We start from the raw sequence: 16726 nt of genomic DNA, 5'->3' as shown, positions 1-16726 counted from the left end.
TAGAACCAAAAAAAACAATGCACAATGTTAGATATAATTTCTTCGAGAGACTTTAATCGAGCACCATCACAATACAAATTAACTGACTAATGAATGGTCCATGTGATAATGCTGCCTGCATAATATGAGACATTACTCTGGTTACCATACCAATACTGATTTATAGGTAAAGAAATACCGACTTGAACAACGAGTTTGGGGGTTGAAAACCATAGTGAAGGAGTTACATAAATAACATTTCCGCCTGTATTAGGAGCTGTATGTGATGCTAATGTGGTTTTGGCACTGTATTGGCCATTTAATTCGAGCAAACCGGCAAATATGTATTCCTTCTCTTTGCTTTTGATATCACGTCCTATACCCAGGTTATAATAATATTGCGTCCCTTGCTGAATTGCGTCATGTTTGTCGATGAACAGTACCCCGGGGGCGACAAAACCATACCAGTCAATCAGCATCCGAGAATATGTAGCTCCCATAAAATAACTAACTGCATTGAAATTAGAGGGGACATTCTTTCTCGAAAATCCTGATACCCGTTGATTTGGATTATTTTTTTTAGAGATCGCATCTAAATTACTGATAGGGAGTGTGGGAGAGAATATAATAGTAGCTTGATCGGAGTATTTTGAATTTTCGAAATTATAAAATGCATATTCTAAATCAATAGCAAGATCACCTATTCCAGATTGAGTTATATTGCCATTATTATATCTGAAGGCGTAAGGTAAAGTGATTAATAAAGACATAGAGTCTGTAATTCCATAAAGTAGGGCTGGATCGCCCTCTAAGATGCTTTGGCCTTTGCTGTATAGATAGCTGGGGTTATAAGATACGATCAATTGATTCTTATCAACTATATTTTGTCCAAAGGAAAAAAATGGGCCTAGTTGTTGTGACGTTGCCAAGGCATAATTCCCTCTGGGTGGGGGCTCGCTCGTTAATACAGAGGGAGAGGCCTCGGATTTGGTGGTGCAAATTATCAGTAATAAAAATAATCCTCTGAGCCCTAGAAGATAAATTCGCTCTTGCATTTATACATTCCCTTGTTATAAATCCATTTTTTTTGGCTTATGAAATTTATAGAGTTTTCTTAATTTAATGTCAGTTCAATATAAAAAATAAAGTAATTTTATTATATTGAACTGTTTTTATGTAAAATCATTTTCTGTGTAAATTATATTCATATTGGCTTTCGTTAAGAAAGGCGTTAGGGCAATGGTCATTAAAAGATATTTATATAACTTATGTCGAGTTACGTTAATGCACATTCGACTTTAAATATAACATACATAAGGCGCTTGCGATCAATGCAGTAATACAGCAAAGTATGATGGGCAAAATAAGTGAAACCACAATAAGTAAACCACCAAAAAGACAAATGACAGCATCAGCTAGGGTTCGTAAACTTAATTGTGCACCCATAACTTCCCCTTGAATAGTAGCGTGAGCCTTATTTGAAATATGAATCGTCATGGTTGTTGTCACGCTCGTGATGCTAAAACCAATCAGCGCGAAAAATAGAAACATAGGGACACGATATTGAAAAGCAATCATGCAGATAAAAATCAAGGCTGTGGCCATCATAGAAAGGGTAATAATTTTAGGAACCGGGATGTGCTTTGAAAGGTGGCGTGGAAGCCATGATGCGCCTAGAGCAAGAGTTGCTGATAAAGCCGCATTATAAATGGCAATCATCGCCGGCGACATCAGCCATTTACCAGCCAGATAAACTGGGCCAAACTCATAAAAAATATCTACGGCGAAGGTAAAAAATGTGCTGATAAGTAGTAAATGTTTCAAATGAGGATTATTTTGAAATAAGATCCAGAATTGACGCACAATATTCAGTTGATCCCAAACCGATTCTTTTGTTGAAAGGCTTTGTCCTTTATGTTCTGGTAATTTCCAGCAAGCAAGTGCTAATGTTGCCACAGAGGCTAGAGCCGCAATAGTAAATGGAAAAGACCAGGAGAACCATGGAATAATCTTCGAATCTGATAGTAAACCGCCAATAACTGGTCCAATAATATAACCAATAGCAGCCATACTGTTAAGTCTACCAAAACTCACAAATTTGTTGATTGTGGTCAGTTCGGATGCATACGCGCGTGCAACGGCAAATGTTCCTTCCATAAAGCCGGTCAGAAAGCGACTGAATAATAATAGCCAAAAACAATTGATCCAAAATGATAAAACTGTGAGTAAATAGCCGACTAAGCTCCCAGCCAAACTGAAAATGAGTATTTTTTTTCGACCATATAAATCAGAGTTTTTTCCTAAAATGGGGGCACCTATAAATTGCCCTAATGGAAAAATTGCCAGCGTAAAACCTAGTAAAATACGTCTCCCTGTTTCACTCCACTCGGTACCTATAATTGAATGGCTAGTTGATTGTAAAAATAGAGGAGGAAAAATTGGGTAAGCAATAGATGAGCTCAAAAAGCTGATTAGAACAATTAATAAAATAATCCATAATTGTTTTTTTTCTTGATTGATTTGGGTATCCATTATTTATGTCAAAATAAATTTACCTTAGAAATTTTCAAAGCTTAACATATGAGTTCATGTGATATCCAACAATTTACCCAGTTGCTTTAAAACCTACCAAAATGGGTGTTGTGTCATTGTTGTTATCTTCGCTTGTCATAAAAACAACTAAATTATCTAATTCTTTTTCAATATTAGTTGCCAGATTTTGCACAAAACTATAGCGGCCTTTTAATTGATTTCCCTTAAATTTTGTCAAATACACACTGCAATGCTCTTGGATAATACTTAAGGATTCAACTCGTATGTGCGTTTTAGTATCGGGAGGCAAATTTTTATATGCTTCAATTGCATCTTTAATATTTTGAGCTTCTTGTGAAGTAGTTATTCCCATAAAACCACTATCCCATAAAAGTATATGTGCGTGAAAACTTTTAGTTACTATTAACGATTTTTCTGTTGGCTTATTATTCATATTAATTTTGGCATATGCAAAATCACGCCCATTTAATGCTGTAGGATTTTTATTCAAAAGTGAGATTTCTTCTTTTGCACGATTTATTTTATTTAAAATCTCCTCATCATGCGCTGTCAACGCGCTTCTCATTTTTTTCCAGGAAGTTGCTGATAAAGTATTTTTTAATTTACCAGTTGTAGTATATACAGATCCTACTGAGATCATCTCAGAACTTGTCTCTTTGACATAAAAAATATCAGGAAACACGTTAGAAACAATATTATTCCAAATATTTCCTGTTGTTTTCACCATAGTTTGTAAGGGCTTTACATTTTTTAGTGCATGAGATAGGCCTGAAAAGATTTGTCCCCCTGCAATATAAAAAGGAGCGAGAACAATATCAAACACCAGCCATTTGACATCGCTTGGACTAGGGCCACGGTTATAATTTATGGCTTCATTTGCCATTTTCACGACTGAAATAGCAGAAGCTGAGTAAGAAATAAATCCGATTGAGCCTAATATTCCTGCAATAGGGAGAAGTGGGGGAAAAAAAATACCGGCTATAGCTAAAATTGCTGCAGGAATACCCACAGCTAAGCCAATAAAGGAAGTTATTGTAGACAGATCATTAGCAATAGTTTCACGAAGCGTTGATTTTTTAGCACTTTCATAATGACAGTCTAAGAGCCGTTTTGAGAGAATCTCCAATTGCATTATTTTTTCGTGCTCGTGCTCACCAGCCTTGTTTCTTAAGGCATAAGAAAGCATCGTTATTTGTTTATGAACTTTTAAGCAATCCTGGCGGGTTTGCATATTTAATAAAGCTGAGATATTAAGTGCTTTTTGAAAATCTTCTTTGATCTGTTTAAGAAGATGGATTTCATCTTTGTTTTTCGGGCTATTGATGGTATCTAAAGTTTGAGTAATTGCAAGCAGGAGGCATCTCTCTTTTAATAATGACAGGTATTTTGTGTATTTTTTTTCAAAGCGATTAATCGCTTCAATTTTTAAAGGATCTTTCTTATAGTCTGTTAAGGCTTTTTTTATCAACTCAGCAATTTCTTCACTTGCGGGGCTATTTATGCCTGTTCTTTCTATTTTTGTTTCAAAAAGACGTGCCCCAGACCACAAATCAGGGTAATTGAGAATACTATATTGCTGATTTTTTATTTTAGCGATATCAACATATGAAGGAGCATTTTTTTTAACCCAGGACTCATGTTCCTTTTGAATCGTTTGGTTGATGCTATCTATGTCTATAAAACTTAGAGAAATAGCCATCATAATCTCGGAGCCAAGTACATCTTTAAGGTAATTATAGGCTCATTTTCGGGGCTGATTGCAGCGGCGGAGGGAAAAATTGGAAAATCTTTACGAATTTTTAGCATGGTACATTCTTTAATGGCATCAAACTCAATGCCATTCTTCTATTACATATCTTGCCTGCGGATAGGACATCAATTGCTTTTCTCTTAAAAGCAAATGAAACTAAAATTTTTTTGTTGAATTTACTGGGTTCTGTTGATATTTGCGTCCTCGGCGTCGAGGGAACAAATGTCAGCAGACCCAATAAAGCAGCACTAGAGCGTTATTTGTCACTATGTTAATGATCAACATGAGGGATTTTGCGATTTTTCATGTCCCCGATTACTATAGTTACCGGTTTCTTATCAGTTTGTGTATTGGTTCCATCCATACCTAAAAAATCATCATAAGAAAAAGCATAAGCATTCGTATAGCTGTCTTGTGGATGCTCTATATTTTTATCAAAACTCAATGCATGCATCGCTTCGGAATAAACATTCACACATGGGGCATCTTGAGTAGCGCCACATTGATTTACAATATAATCTACAGAATTATCTATATTGCTAAAGTAATAGGGAAGCAACTGTTGCATTTGCTCTTTATTTTTAAAAACGGGATTACCTTGTGCATCAAAGAAATCCTTACCTATAAAGGCTGATTCTTTTCGCATTAACATGCCTGAAACAATGGCTGCAGTCAGATCGCGGGTGAGGGTCGAATCTATTGCATTACGATTATTAAATGGTGCTTGGGAACCCATAAAAATTGAATTACTTGCTTGGAGTGAATCCAATTTGTAAGACACGGATTCAGAACTTGGGCCGTTTTCAGGTGAAAAGACTAAGGTTTTAGTATTCGGAATAAAAACACCCGACCAAATCCCTTTTTTTAATTCTTTTAAATCAATTTTAATAGAACGATTTGTAAATGTAGTGTAATACTTGCTCAATTCATTGATATAGTTGGTAAAATATCCACTAAATCGATGACCAAATCTTCCTGGAGCATCAATTCGCATTAAAGCATTTTCTGAATTGTAAACAACAAGACTTGACCATTCTGAATGTTCCCATCGTTGGGTGCATCCGGATGAGTTTAATGTCTCTCCAGCAGCATGACAAATGATGGATTTCATGTTTTTTACGACACCATCAAGCCCGCCAAAATGACCATATTCATGGCCTGCTTGGCGAATGGTGTAGGGTATGGCAATAAAATCAACGCCAGTTGGATTAATTACTGTTTCGCCATGGATATTGTAATTAAATTCGATTTTATCAAAAAGTGTTCCATTTGTAGTTGTTTGTGGGTTATTTACATCGGGTTGGATGGGGGTCAGCGTTCTCTTGTCAGTAGGTATCTCTAAGGCATTTCCAAATGAGATATAAATTCTTCCTGAAGTAAGATGGGGGATGCACGCTTTCGCCATTCCTCCTGAGCTGGGAATCAATTCTGATAATGAAATACCATAGTCCTTTCCATTCATATTGGCATCGGTAATATCAATGAGTGAGCCTACATGATTATTATCATTAAACGCTACGTAAGCATGTTTTTTGGTTGCGGGATCAATGCCTAATACTACAATATAAGTATTTTTATTTTCAATTCGAGCATTGTTGGTTTTTGACAAGTCAAAGCTTACTGACATGCCGCCATTTGCACATTCATTCTGTGAGAATGCACAATTACTTACTGCTAACATACCAGTCAATCCCAGTATAAGAATAGGGGCTTTGTTTCTTTTAAAAATACTCATTATAGAACCTCTGTTATTAAGGCGAAAATCGATTTAGTGTCAAAATGTACATATTTTAACTCATCTTGTAAAGTATTTGATCTTTTTCGGTGATTAGAGGGAGGAGGCTTATAGTTATAAACATATTGTCACTGATATTCTGACAATTTTGATAAATGGCTTATTATTGGATTGATAAATTTTTTGATGCGCTTGCACGCCACCGCTATTTAGGGGGAGTTTCACCAAAACAAAAATCTATTTTCTATTAGAGTATGGTGTTTTCATTAACATGAGTCCTCGCTTAGGCGAGGACGGCAACAATTTCTTAAGAATGATATTTGGGCTTTAGCTTTCCTTGACGCCTTTTTCAATGCGTTCGCCAATTTGTTGATCGATTTTTTTCCAGTATTCAAATGCTCTTGCTAATACTGGCTGCGTGACGCCATTTTTAAGATGGGCGACTACGTTACTGATCAGTCGGTTACGCGCCTCATCGTCCATAACTTGCCGAACAAGAGTATTTGCCTGTACAAAGTCATTATCATCTTTACGGAGTGTGTATGCTGAGCGTACGAAATCTCCATGCGCCTCCCAAGTCGCAACTTCGGGGTTTTTTGAACTATCAGCTTTTGGTCCTCCTTTGGAGTTAGGGGCATATACAGGATCAGTGATATTCTCAATTCGCATCGCGCCATCTTTACTGTAACTGTGCACAGGACATTTGGGTTTATTTACAGGTATTTGCTTGTAATTTACCCCTAATCGTGCCCGATGCGCATCAGCGTAGGAGAATACTCGTGCAAGAAGCATTTTATCAGGGCTGATTCCGGTTCCAGGCACCATATTATTAGGCTCAAAGGCTGCTTGCTCAATTTCCGTGTGGTAATCAGTGGGATTACGGTTTAGGGTAAGTTTACCTACTTTGACCAGAGGATAATCGGCGTGTGGCCATACCTTTGTGAGATCAAATGGATTAAAACGATACGTTTCTGCCTCTTTGAACGGCATAATTTGCATGTATAAAGTCCAACTTGGGTAATCGCCACGTTCAATTGCTTCATATAGGTCGCGTGTGTGATAATCACCATCTGTACCAGCAAGATGATCTGCTTCTTCTTGAGTGAGAAACTCAATGCCTTGATCAGTGTGGAAATGATATTTTACCCAGAATTTTTCACCTTGAGTATTTACCCACATGTAAGTATGACTTGAATAACCGTTCATATGACGCCAGTTTTTTGGGATCCCACGATCACCCATCAGCCATGTCACTTGATGTGCCGATTCAGGGGAAAGAGTCCAGAAGTCCCATTGCATGTCATGGTCACGTAGGTTGTTGTTTGCCCTGCGTTTTTGAGAGCGAATAAAGTGCTGGAACTTCATAGGATCGCGTACAAAAAAGACAGGAGTATTGTTACCGACCATATCGAAGTTACCTTCACTGGTGTAGAACTTTACTGCAAAGCCACGGGGATCACGCCAGGTGTCAGGACTTCCACGCTCCCCTGCAACTGTTGAAAAACGAATGACTACGTCTGTTTTTGTTCCGGGTTGGAATAGTGCCGCTTTTGTGTATTTGCTTATATCTTCCGTTACCTCAAAATGGCCAAATGCCCCACCACCTTTTGCATGGGGCTGGCGCTCCGGAATTTTTTCACGGTTAAAGTTTGCCATCTGTTCAATCAGATAGTGATCATGTAATACGATTGGACCATTGGGTCCAATACTCAGTGAATACTCATCACTAGGTACAGGTATTCCTGAATCTGTTGTTGTAAATTTTTTATTGTTATCCTTGTCGGTCATTCAAATGTCTCCCTTAATATTTGTCACCTGGAGTAGTCCTTTGCAAACCTAACTTATGGGACTGCGTATTAGTATATCTCTGAAACTTCAGATTGCTAGTTTTATAATTTTTAAAAATATTTTTTTAATGGAATGTTTTTAGGTTATAGTTCACAATAATTTGATGACGAATTGTTACTAAAATGTATTTTCACATAGTGTAAGTATTTAAGTACTCTTAAAATCCTCATAAATAATTAAGGAAATTAAGTTTTAATCCTTAATAATGTTTTTATTTAGAAAAAATTAAGTTAACTAAAGAATGACTAGAATAGGGGAGTTTTTATGAAAACTATCAGTAGAGAAGAACAGCTTAATATTACTCCAGATCAAGCCATTGATTTGCTTCAAAAGGGAAATCAACGATTTGTACAAAATCTACGCTACAACCGTAATCTTCTCCAACAAGTGAATGAGACGGCTGATGGACAATATCCTTTTGCCTCAATTTTGAGTTGTATTGATTCAAGAACACCTGCTGAACTTATATTTGACCAGGGGCTTGGTGATATTTTTAGTATTCGAATTGCTGGTAATATTGTAAATGACGACATTATCGGGAGTCTGGAGTTTGCCTGTAAAGTAGCTGGCTCCAAACTCATTGTAGTCCTTGGCCATACAAATTGTGGCGCAATAAAGGGGGCTTGTGATCATGCAGAATTAGGACATTTAACACAACTTTTGCATAAAATCACACCAGCAATTGAGCAAGAAACTTCTTTTACACAGGATCGGAATGGACGTAATCTTCCTTATGTCAATGAAGTTGCCCGAATTAATGTGGAAAACAGTATCAAAACGATTGTCAATAAAAGTGCAATTTTAAGCGAATTAATCGCTCAAAAAACCATTAAAATAATTGGTGGTTTGTACGATGTGGTTTCTGGTGAAGTCTCGTTTTTTGAGCAGTAAAAGTAATTTAGATAAAATGCGCTTTAAGCCCCATATTATTCATTTACGAAATTAGTGAACGGGAAACTATTCTTCATCAATATGGGGATGTTTATCATTACGAGTGCATCTTATCTACAGAGTGCAGATTATTTTTTAATAAATATTAGGGCAATGATATGGACTCCTCCTCGCTTTTAAACTGCTACTAGCGTTTCATAGTGTCACACTGATGAATACTAATGGTTTATTCATCTTAACTAATAATGAGATGAACCGTTTAGTCGATGACTAAGTGTTTCATTCTTACGCATGCAGTTATCTTAAAAAATAGTATTTAATTTAAACATTACGCTATATAATATTTATATATTATATTTCCATGAGTATCTTGAAATGAAAAAAATAGCGTTTATCGATGTAGACATGACACTAGTTGATAATACTACGTCTGCTTTTAATGAGGGGTTACTAAAATTTTTGGCAGATGGTGAATTTGACGAAGTGTATTTGGTGACAGGACGTAATGCTAATGATCTTTGGCAACATGTTTTACAATTAGGAAATAAGCCAGAGCATTGGCGTGATCAATTGCTTTGCAATATAGTAGATAAATTAAAACAACTGAAAATAAATGTGGCCGGAGTATCAATGCCTTATGATCATTATTTGGCGGCTCAACCAGGCAAGGGAAAATTTATTATCAAGCAGGCAGGCGATGCTGCCGAACAGTTTTATTTCTCATTTGAGCGAGAGATTGAGCACTTGGATGATGCTAAAATTAATCGATTAGTGATTGCTAATAAATTTCTTGAAAGAACAGGCGGTTATTGTTATGTAGAAGATCCTTTTGAACCTGTTCCAGATCAAGAGCTTTCCCTTGCTTTGCCTACATATTTGGCAATGATAGGTGATACCGAAAAAAAGGGGCAATTTGAGTTTTTATTACAACGCATTGCTGCAAACGGGGTTGGGTTAGCAGACATTGATTTATATTTCTTTGATGATAAAGTTGAAAACATTTCGACAGCAAAAACTATTTTTAGTAAATGTCCTAATTTACATTCTTCCCACACTATTTTAGTTGATAAGATTCATGGTTTTGAGGTTCCCGAAAATAAGGTCATGAGCACGCTTCCTAAAATCTCACAAATGAAGCAAGTAGATACTTTATTTGTTACTACAAATACAGATAAAGGTGATGATTTCGAGCAAAAAGAACCACAATTTAAGCTTTAGGCACAAAATAGCTCTAGAACAACCTTATTTGAACTAGGGCACGTTGACAACTACACCCCTGAACCTACGTGCCTCGGTTTGTCCGAGGCATCCAAGCTGCATGTCATTATCTGCTTATTCTCGCCACAAATTAGTTTTCATCAAATCAAGTACTGCATTCCCCTGACCATTGATGATCGCTTTCATCATATATAAACTAAAACCTTTTACTTGTCCTGGCTCTATAGTTGGAGGCATAATTAATTCATTGCGATCCACCACCACATCAACAATAACTGGCCCCTGATGAGCAAAAGCTTTTTCTAGATCTTCTGGTAAAGTGGAAGCGCTTTCCACGCGTATTCCTTTGATTCCAATAGCTTCGGCCAAGGCTGCAAAATTAGGATTTAATAGTGAAGTGCCATAATCCAACATACCGCCAACGTGCATTTCCATTTCCACGAAGCCTAAAGTGCCATTATTAAAAATGACAATTTTAACAGGTAACTTCTGTTGGATGAGTGTTAAAATTTCACCCATTAGCATGGAAAAACCACCATCACCGCATAGAGCGATTACTTGGCGTTGAGGATAAGCAGCTTGTGCTCCTATCGCTTGTGACAACGCATTTGCCATTGAGCCGTGATTAAATGAACCTAACAAATGACGCTTGCCATTCATCCGCAAATAACGTGCAGCCCATACAGTAGGTGTCCCTACATCAGCAGTAAATACCGTATCATCGTCTGCTGCATGGTCAATACATTTTGCTAAAAATTGTGGGTGCATTGGTTTATGATCGGAAGTTTTTGTTGCTAAAGCATCGAGATTTTCTCGGGCTTTATGGTAATGCGTTCTTGCTCTATCTAAATGGCTACTGTCATTTTTGGGACGTAATAACGGTATCAAGGCCTTTAAAGTACAACTAATATCGCCCACTGCGCCTACAGCCAAATCCGTTCTTAATCCTAATCGATTTCCGTGCAAATCAATTTGAATAATTTCTGCTTTAGCTGGATAAAATTGCCGATATGGGAAACTGGTGCCTAGCAATAATAAAGTATCACAAGCCTCCATGGCATAATAACCTGAAGAAAATCCGATAAGTCCAGTCATGCCTACATCATAAGGATTATTGTACTCAATGAAAGGTTTACCTCGTAAAGTGTGAACAACCGGTGCTTGTAAAAGGTGACACAATTGCATCAACTGATTGTGCGCACCTGTGGCACCAATACCACAAAACAGGGTAACATTTTTAGCTGCATTTAGACGTGCGGCAATATCCATCAGCACAGGCATAGGAGGGACTACCTCTGGCTGCATAAATGAATAAGTTTCTGTACGTGCACTACGTTGTGCTTGTTGCAAAGCAACGTCACCAGAAATAATTAATACAGCAACGCCCGATTTTGCCTTGGCCGTCTGCATCGCAATATGTAACAACCGAGGCATTTGCTCCGGAGTCGAAACCACTTCGCAAAAACAACTGCATTCTTGAAATAAAATATTAGGATGAGTTTCTTGAAAATAATCACCGCCAACTTCGGGGCTTGGAATATGTGCCGCAATTGCCAATACTGGGGCCCCACTACGATGACAATCATAAAGTCCATTAATTAAATGCAAATTACCTGGTCCACAACTTCCTGCACAAACAGTCAATTCCCCCGTTAATTGCGCTTCTGCTCCTGCTGCAAACGCTGCGGCTTCCTCATGCCGCACATGTATCCACTCTATATTTTTTTATACTTTTGTAAGGCATTAGTAACCCCATTTAACGAGTCGCCGACGATACCATAAATCCGTTTTATTCCAGCATTATTTAAAGTATCCACTAATACTTGAGCTACATTCGCCATAATACAATCTCCATTTGCGACTATTTAGTAGTCCCATTCTAATATAAATATCTGTTGTTATTATAGATATTATGTAGATAACTGGAAAGTTATTGTCATTTTTTGTCTTTTCCAAAATTCAGTGTTTGAGAAAGGATAATCTTAATGCGGTATTTTGCGGGAAGGTATTGAATTTTCCTAGAATATAGGAATCATTTTTAAAAGTTTGTTATTTGAACAAATAAGCTATAATGCCATCTATTTTTCAAAATTAAATGTTTGGGGGGAAGATGAGCAAAAAAGGTATCAAAGAACAAGCATCTGAGTCGGATTTAAAGCAAAATTACAAGCAAAAATTTAATATTGATGTTGCCAGTGGATTGCTTGCTGGAGCATCAAACTCAGGATTGTTTAATCCATGGGATCGAGCCTTGTATTTATCTGTGAAATTTAATCGTCCTTTCCTGCTCTCTCAAAATTTTAAATCTCCTTACCAAGGTTTTTCTCAGGCATTCGTCCAACGCGCTTTTCTTGGCGGTATCTACTATGTGGCACAAGGGGAGCTAAATAGATACTTATTTCCTTATTTACGCAATACCTTAGGGATTAATCAAACACTTTCTCAATTTTTTGTGGGCCTGACTGCCGGAAGTATTGGAGGAATATTCACAAACAGCATTTCAGCGATCAAATACCATACTTGGGGACAAGAAAATGCATCTTTTCGTTCAAGTGTTAGGGAAATGTGGAATCTGGGAGGTATTAAACCTTTTCTAAAAGGAACGGCAGCTACAATGACGCGTGACATGGTTTTTGGAAGTACTTATGAAATGTTGCGTACTCTTATGAGCAGTACGATAAAAAAATCTGAAAATAATACTACTCATGAAAATCAACCGAAACTAGAGTTTATCCATAATGCAACGGCAGCAGGAGTTGCTACAATTTTATCGAGTCCCTTCAACTATGTTCGCAATATGCAATATGCAACTCCTCCTAATATCAAACCACCAACTACACAGGAAGCTCTTATTAAAGTGTGGAATGATTCAAAAAGCCAACAACGCTCTTTTCTTGGCCGGATGAGCTTTTTTCAACAGCAATTTAGGATTGGATGGGGTACTGCACGAGTTGCAGTGGGAATGGCAGTGGGGCAAAAGTTATTTAATTGGACTCAAGAGCAACTTTCTAATTTATCAACTAATTCTACTGAAACGGGTTTGAAAAAATAAAGCGGAAAAACGGGGGAAAGTATCAACTTTACTAGAATTTCACTTCACCGCATACTCTTTGCTTTCACAGAGGATGGCGCTCTCTAAAGTCATTCCTGTGGAAGCAATGGTTAATTTTTCTTAAATTCCGCCTACGATGGCCAACATACGTACCATTATATCCAAAGAGGAAGTGATTTATTTTTAAACAAATGGTGTCTATTGTGATATAATTTTCAGGTTTAGGTTCAAACTCATTTATAAAAATCAGTAATAAATCACCTTTGTTTGATTTATTTGCCGCATCACTGACTAAATTTAGGAAATATTGCATGAAAAATAGAACTCTTAAATTTTTGATTCTTTGTTCTGTAAGCACCATAACTTTTGCGTATGACACAGATAAAAATAACTCCATGATTTCTGGTTGGCCAAATTACTTAGCCATGGGAACGATAACTAATGGGGCTTTGCAAGAACCAACTGATATCCGTGTTGATTCGGTATTTACTTACAATGGTGCTGGCGGTGATGGTGATCCAGGAAAAATAGAAACTCCATATAAAATTTGGAATATGATTAATATGGCTAAAAATATAAGAGCCCATACTGGTCATCCTGTTAATCCTGTCTTGGTTGAATATGCCTGGCAACTAAGCGGTGGTTGGAATACTGATAGTGTGACCCATTTGGATAATTTAACAAAACATTTTTTTAATCTTATGTTTTTGTCCAAAACTTTAGAAGATAATGCTTATAGCAATACAGGAACCTACGGCACTATTTTACTAAACCCCGATATGCTAGGTTATTTAGGTAATACAAATCGTGTAGAGACAGTTAAATCCTTAAGTATTCCGGTTGGACAAGCTGTTTCAGATGCCTATTGTATGATGACTACAAAAGTGAGCTATAACAGTACCAATACGCCAAATTGTACGTATGATTGGGATAATAAACCGGTAACAATCAATGGTACTCCAACTGATTTACATCTTTGGCTCAAGTCTAAAACGGATAATTACACTGCGGGACAAACTTTTGCTGCTTGCGTGAATGAGTATGTGGTGCCACTTTGTAGGGCATCAGACGTAACGAATAACATCCCTGATTTTGCAGATAATTTTAATGGCTGGTTACAAGCGCAAAATTGGATAGCTAAATATTTTGGTCCCCATGTTGCTCTGGGTGTTCATGAAAATATTTCCGCAGTTCCTGAAGGAGGGTGGTGGATACATCAAGGCCCCTCTGCTGTAAGGCCTTATGTCGATAAAGTTCTTGCAGATTTAAAGAGTTTTGAATTATTCGCGGGTACTTACAAACCCGATTTTATTTATTTTGATCGCTATGGTGCTGATGATTACAGCAGCAAATTTCCTAACTTATTAATAAATCAAGCAACGTTTTATAATGATGTTGCATGGCAAAACTTCCTGACTATGACCAAAGAAATAAGTGAGGGATTGGGAGAGCAGGCAGGAAAAAATTATATACCTGCTATGTTATGGCAAATACCTGCCGCACATATTCCAACAAAGGATGAGCCTATTCTCGATGCACATGAAGAAGGAACTGCGCCAGTATACTTTTTTGGTGACTCTAACTTACAACAAGATTTAAGCAATATCGCTTCTTGGATTAATCATGATATTACTCGTTTACCGGTGGCATATAGCTTGTGTGCTGACAAAAGTGCGACACAATGTTTGACGTTAAACAACTTTAATTGGGCACACAATAACACTAACCAGTTACAAAATGCAGTTGATGCACATATATTTGCAATTTTATGGGGAGCTGGCGCTTTTGCAACGGGTGTTTGGGAAGTTCCGGGAACAACCTTTCCAGATAATGGTTGGATGGCTAAAAAATTATCGATTTATTATAAAAATCCTCAATCTTTGTGATTGAATCCATGAGTCGCTGAGTTTTTAAATCCATATTAGCTTTATAATTAATCTCAAATTGTAGTAATTGATTTAGGTGATTTATGGGAATAATTGAAACGGATAGGTTGGTATTGCGCACTTGGAGCAATGAGGATGTTGTTGAATACTATCGCATCAACCAAGATCCTAAAGTGATTGAGTTTTTAAAAGGCTCACTGACTATGAACGAAGTGACAGATTTTATTTCTAGTATGAATAATCAATTTGATGAACTTGGCTACACGTTATGGGCGGCTGAAGAAAAAACAAAGGGCCAGTTCATCGGTTTTATTGGATTAAATCTTATCAAATGGGAAGCTCCATTTGGCCAGGCAGTAGAGGTTGGGTGGAGGCTTGGTTCGAAGTATTGGAAAAAGGGATATGCTACAGAAGGCGCAAGAGCTTGTTTGAAGTATGGATTTAATCAGTGTGATCTTAAAGAGATTGTTTCATTTACCGTACCCGCTAATATACGTTCTTTTCGTGTGATGGAGAAGATTGGAATGATACGTGATTTGGATGGAGATTTCGCTCATCCTAATTTACCTTTGGATCACAGGCTTTCAAAACATATTTTATATAGAATTCAAAAAAAACAATAAGTTTCTTTCCTTCAAGACTAATCAGTCAGGGCTAAACACGAAGCTGACCTATTTAGTATTTCTTCGTAAACACAATGAGTATCTTTTCTAGCTCTTTTTTTGTTACGCATAAAATATCCTTATAAGCATCCCCTGAATATCTTGTCCGATAAATATTAAGATATGCTACCAGGGTATAGTTACTAAAAAGTAACTAATTGACTGATTAATAATGAGTTTATATTCTTTAACTGAATTTAATTATTAATAAGGAGTGTTTTTATGAAAGAAAAAATTATTAAAAAAATTGTCCAGCAAAAAGTATTAAAAAAAGACAAAGGTTGGTGCCGGCCCTGTACTAGCATTAGATAACTACTCAGAATCACAGCATATTTACGGATATGCTGTGTGAATCAAATATTATCGCTTTGAATAAAGATTTAATTATGAACCTACCTAATTTAAAAAAACTGATGCGTTATAAAAACGATAAAATTATTTCTCGATATTGTAAGGACTATCCCGATGCTAAAATGCATGCCGAAGAAGCACTCAAAGAGTTAATGAAATTTGTTTGGCTTTGTCATAAACATCGGGTGGATAAAAAGACTCATGCAAATGATAATTCACTTAACTTTTCATGCGTCATACATTCAGAGATGAGTGACATAGATAATATGTGGCATACCTTCCTTTTGTTCACAAGAGATTATCATGATTTTTGTAATCATTATCTTGATGGAGTTTTTTTTCATCATGAACCATTAATAGATTCTGATAAAAATGTATTCGATAAAAATGATGAAGAAGAGTTAACTTTGTATTTATCCTACATCTATGACAATTTAGGAGAATCTACCTTGATAAAATGGTTCGATGATTCCATAGCAATTGACGAGGTTTCCTGTAGTTGAAAATTGCTAATAAGAATAGGGTATTGCTTATGAAGTATTAATTTTTGTGCATTTAGATTCGGAGTGCATGACCCTCTCAAGACGGAAGAATTATATTGGATTTAATCCTGTAATGTTCATTGAAAATTTATAGAGACAGCCGTTTTTGATAACAAACCAGCAACAGATATCCTATCCATGATGTTGAACTGTATAGCAATTCAATGCCAACTAACTTTGCCTCTGCAGAGTGAAACACGTTCATTTTGAGTGCTTTAATGATTGTCAGAAGTTCAATTAATGAATACACTCACTCTCC

13 protein-coding genes are annotated in these 16726 nt (G+C 36.7%); 6 read left to right on the top strand and 7 right to left on the bottom strand.

Annotated elements, in window-relative coordinates:
- Positions 1 to 86: 86 nt before the first annotated feature.
- The 5 genes from EL220_RS11565 to EL220_RS11545 form a co-directional block, all read right to left on the bottom strand.
- The gene (locus EL220_RS11565) at positions 87 to 1034 is read right to left on the bottom strand and encodes a hypothetical protein (RefSeq protein ID WP_027271700.1); all 948 of its coding nucleotides are present in this window, start codon (positions 1032 to 1034) and stop codon (positions 87 to 89) included.
- Between the two features lie 226 nt (positions 1035 to 1260).
- Positions 1261 to 2511 carry an MFS transporter gene (locus tag EL220_RS11560; RefSeq protein ID WP_027271701.1) on the bottom strand — a complete coding sequence of 417 codons (1251 nt, stop codon included), beginning with the start codon at positions 2509 to 2511 and terminating at the stop codon, positions 1261 to 1263.
- 73 nt (positions 2512 to 2584) lie between these two features.
- Positions 2585 to 4234 (bottom strand): hypothetical protein, encoded by a 1650-nt coding sequence (locus EL220_RS11555; RefSeq protein ID WP_232002410.1) that lies wholly within the window; start codon positions 4232 to 4234, stop codon positions 2585 to 2587.
- 319 nt (positions 4235 to 4553) lie between these two features.
- Positions 4554 to 6017, bottom strand: coding sequence for a glycoside hydrolase family 64 protein (locus EL220_RS11550; protein ID WP_027271703.1), 1464 nt, complete (start codon positions 6015 to 6017; stop codon positions 4554 to 4556).
- Between the two features lie 327 nt (positions 6018 to 6344).
- Positions 6345 to 7805 carry a catalase gene (locus tag EL220_RS11545; protein WP_027271704.1) on the bottom strand — a complete coding sequence of 487 codons (1461 nt, stop codon included), beginning with the start codon at positions 7803 to 7805 and terminating at the stop codon, positions 6345 to 6347.
- Positions 7806 to 8129: 324 nt separating this feature from the next.
- Between EL220_RS11545 and EL220_RS11540 the strand changes: the two genes are divergently transcribed.
- Positions 8130 to 8756: a carbonic anhydrase family protein gene (locus tag EL220_RS11540; RefSeq protein WP_027271705.1), complete on the top strand. Its 627-nt coding sequence runs from the start codon at positions 8130 to 8132 to the stop codon at positions 8754 to 8756.
- 375 nt (positions 8757 to 9131) lie between these two features.
- Entirely contained in the window at positions 9132 to 9974 is an 843-nt protein-coding gene (locus tag EL220_RS11535; protein ID WP_027271706.1) for a hypothetical protein, read from the top strand.
- A 114-nt stretch (positions 9975 to 10088) separates the two neighbouring features.
- Here the strand turns inward: EL220_RS11535 and poxB are convergent, their stop codons facing one another.
- On the bottom strand, positions 10089 to 11678 hold the full coding sequence (poxB, locus tag EL220_RS11530) for a ubiquinone-dependent pyruvate dehydrogenase (RefSeq protein WP_232002409.1): 1590 nt from the start codon (positions 11676 to 11678) through the stop codon (positions 10089 to 10091).
- 11 nt (positions 11679 to 11689) lie between these two features.
- Positions 11690 to 11815 carry a thiamine pyrophosphate-binding protein gene (locus tag EL220_RS19680; RefSeq protein ID WP_331852657.1) on the bottom strand — a complete coding sequence of 42 codons (126 nt, stop codon included), beginning with the start codon at positions 11813 to 11815 and terminating at the stop codon, positions 11690 to 11692.
- A 269-nt stretch (positions 11816 to 12084) separates the two neighbouring features.
- On the opposite strand from EL220_RS19680, the gene EL220_RS11525 reads away from it, so the two are divergent.
- From EL220_RS11525 to EL220_RS11510, 4 genes are all read left to right on the top strand, one after another.
- Positions 12085 to 13026, top strand: coding sequence for a hypothetical protein (locus EL220_RS11525; protein ID WP_027271708.1), 942 nt, complete (start codon positions 12085 to 12087; stop codon positions 13024 to 13026).
- A 311-nt stretch (positions 13027 to 13337) separates the two neighbouring features.
- A complete protein-coding gene (locus EL220_RS11520; protein WP_027271710.1) occupies positions 13338 to 14912 on the top strand; it encodes a hypothetical protein in 1575 nt (524 codons plus the stop codon).
- An 83-nt stretch (positions 14913 to 14995) separates the two neighbouring features.
- Positions 14996 to 15535 carry a GNAT family N-acetyltransferase gene (locus EL220_RS11515; RefSeq protein WP_027271711.1) on the top strand — a complete coding sequence of 180 codons (540 nt, stop codon included), beginning with the start codon at positions 14996 to 14998 and terminating at the stop codon, positions 15533 to 15535.
- A gap of 425 nt (positions 15536 to 15960) precedes the next feature.
- On the top strand, positions 15961 to 16428 hold the full coding sequence (locus EL220_RS11510; protein ID WP_027271712.1) for a glycine-rich domain-containing protein: 468 nt from the start codon (positions 15961 to 15963) through the stop codon (positions 16426 to 16428).
- Positions 16429 to 16726 lie beyond the last annotated feature (298 nt).

It is taken from the genome of Legionella sainthelensi (genome assembly GCF_900637685.1).
GTDB lineage: Bacteria > Pseudomonadota > Gammaproteobacteria > Legionellales > Legionellaceae > Legionella > Legionella sainthelensi.
Note: the sequence above shows the minus strand (reverse complement) of the source record. Positions and strands in the feature narration are given on the sequence as shown.

Coding starts and splice junctions, on each gene's coding strand:
- EL220_RS11525 (WP_027271708.1), top strand. CDS start 12,085: ATGAGCAAAAAAGGTATCAAAGAACAAGCATCTGAGTCGGATTTAAAG.
- EL220_RS11550 (WP_027271703.1), bottom strand. CDS start 6,017: ATGAGTATTTTTAAAAGAAACAAAGCCCCTATTCTTATACTGGGATTG.
- EL220_RS11535 (WP_027271706.1), top strand. CDS start 9,132: ATGAAAAAAATAGCGTTTATCGATGTAGACATGACACTAGTTGATAAT.
- EL220_RS11520 (WP_027271710.1), top strand. CDS start 13,338: ATGAAAAATAGAACTCTTAAATTTTTGATTCTTTGTTCTGTAAGCACC.
- EL220_RS19680 (WP_331852657.1), bottom strand. CDS start 11,815: ATGGCGAATGTAGCTCAAGTATTAGTGGATACTTTAAATAATGCTGGA.
- EL220_RS11565 (WP_027271700.1), bottom strand. CDS start 1,034: ATGCAAGAGCGAATTTATCTTCTAGGGCTCAGAGGATTATTTTTATTA.
- EL220_RS11510 (WP_027271712.1), top strand. CDS start 15,961: ATGAACCTACCTAATTTAAAAAAACTGATGCGTTATAAAAACGATAAA.
- EL220_RS11555 (WP_232002410.1), bottom strand. CDS start 4,234: ATGATGGCTATTTCTCTAAGTTTTATAGACATAGATAGCATCAACCAA.
- EL220_RS11545 (WP_027271704.1), bottom strand. CDS start 7,805: ATGACCGACAAGGATAACAATAAAAAATTTACAACAACAGATTCAGGA.
- EL220_RS11560 (WP_027271701.1), bottom strand. CDS start 2,511: ATGGATACCCAAATCAATCAAGAAAAAAAACAATTATGGATTATTTTA.
- EL220_RS11540 (WP_027271705.1), top strand. CDS start 8,130: ATGAAAACTATCAGTAGAGAAGAACAGCTTAATATTACTCCAGATCAA.
- EL220_RS11515 (WP_027271711.1), top strand. CDS start 14,996: ATGGGAATAATTGAAACGGATAGGTTGGTATTGCGCACTTGGAGCAAT.